Genomic DNA, 2,130 nt, shown 5'->3' on the forward strand with positions numbered 1-2,130 from the left:
CCTGTAGATCCAGAGGTATACAGCAGGTAGCAGGGGTCGTCTTTTTCAAGGTGTATTTCGTGGCCGTCGTCCGGCAGGGAGAGGAAGTCGGCCTGCTGCAGATCCATGGCCATGAGTGCACCGGAGAAGGCGTCGGGCAGGTTATGCATGTAGAAAGAATCCGTTATCAGCACCTGGAGGCCACTATCCATCAGGATATCGGCGATTCGTTGCAAGGGGTAGGCGGTGTCGATGGGAACGAGGACTGCTCCGGTCTGCAGGATGCCCAGCATGGCTGCGATCATGTCTACTCCGCGATCCATATAGATGCCAACCCGATGTCCTTTTTTGACCGAGAGCTGTTTTCGGAGGTATCCGGAGACGCCCTGCGATAAAAGATCCAGGTTCCGATAGGAGACTTCCTGTTGACCGTCATAGACAGCGATCGAGTCGGAATCCAGACTGCATTGTTTGCTGAAACCGGCGGTCAGCAGTTCGTGGGCCGGGTACACCGCAGAAGTCCGGTTGAACACATCCGTCAATAGCATCAACTCTTCCGGCGGGGCCAGTGGCGCGAGGGATAACGGCAGATTTGCGTTTGCCAATAAGAACCGAAGCAGCTCTTTATAGTATGATCCAAAATTATTTATTTCGACTTCCGTATAGATGGTGGGATTAAAGGCGATGCTATAACCCAGCAGGCCATTGGTGTTACCGAATCCAAAATCGAAATTCGTATTTGTGCTCTCGAAATAATCAACCATCGCGTCGACGGCAATCACATCCCTGACCTCCCGGTAAATATGGAAGTCCACATAGCTAAATAAAATATCGAAAAGAGGGGTGGGGCTGTCTCCGCCGACCAATCGTTTGATCCGGATAAGGGAAAGGCGGTCGAGGCCTTTGAGGCGATTCAATTTTTCATGGATAGATCGAAGATAACCGGCTCCGGAAGGCTCAGGTGTTTCAAATAGATATCGAAAGGGAATGGAGTTCAGAAAGCATCCGACGATCTTTTCTCCGTCTTCCAGTGCGGGTCTTCCGTCGCTTACAAGGCCTATCGTAATATCTTCTTTTCCCGTAGACAGCCGGATCAGATATACGAATACTGCGAAGGAGATATTTTTAATAGGAATTCCCGTTTCTTTCGAGAATCGGAACATGCTGTTCCGGAGCTCGTCTTCCAGGGTAAACACCTGTCTCTTCGTGACTTCTTTTGGCCGAAATGTGCCATTTTTAAAGGGAAGGCCGGAGAAGCCTGTTCCGGCCAGTTCTTCCTTCCAGAAAGTATGGATCGTTTCGTCGGCCGATATTTTTAACTGCTCCCGGATATAGTCTTTATAAGATGTTTTGAGTTTTTGCAGTCCCGGCTGTTCTTTTCGCTTAAGGGACTGATAGATGTTATTCATTTCAGTTATCAGCGATGCCCTGCTCCATCCATCCATTATCGCATGATGAAAACTGATGAGGAGTCCAGCCGCTCCGTTTCCGAGATCATAGATCATTATTCTCCATAATCCAGCTTCTTCTCCAAAGCCAATTTGACGGTCGGAATGCATATGCTGTCCGATAATGGTTTTTTGATCATTCTTTTCATAAGCCGATAGGTCGTGGTAGGTTGTCTTGTCCCAGGCATTCACCTTGCGAACGATGATCTTATAGGACCTTTGATCGTCGTTAAGCACATATCCTGCTCTTAAGATGTCGTGCTTATCCGTGAGCAATTGAATGGCCTGTTGCAGTTTGGATGGGTCGAGCCCGGGGTCTTCAAACTGGTAGAAGAACTGGTCGTGATAGATGGCTGCCTCCCTTTGCATTTGATTGTGAAAGATCATACCCACTTCTATGTCCGACAGGGGGTAAATGTCTTCCCAGGGAGTAATGTCTATTCCTTTGTTTTGGCTGCTTTGTATCACCTGAGCTTTGAACTCCCGCAGGTAGTGCAATACCGGCGCGTCATCGTCTTTCGAGGTCGTTTCATCGCCGGATCGTATTGCTGCGGCCAGGGTGGCAATGGTCTGATGTTGAAAGATATGGCTCACCTCCAATGAGCCGTCCAGTGCTTTATTGATCCTGCTGACCAGAGTTATGGCCTTGATCGAATCGCCGCCGAGGGAGAAGAAGTTGTCGTCTATGCCGACCGTTTCGTTA

At 49.1% G+C, this 2,130-nt stretch carries 1 protein-coding gene; it reads right to left on the reverse strand.

What is annotated here, in order from left to right:
• Window positions 1-2,130, reverse strand: a 2,130-nt coding sequence (locus IEY39_RS29585; protein WP_188938387.1) for a condensation domain-containing protein, incomplete at both ends; no start/stop codon positions are given.

This window comes from Puia dinghuensis (assembly GCF_014642875.1).
In the GTDB taxonomy this organism is placed as follows: Bacteria; Bacteroidota; Bacteroidia; order Chitinophagales; family Chitinophagaceae; genus Puia; species Puia dinghuensis.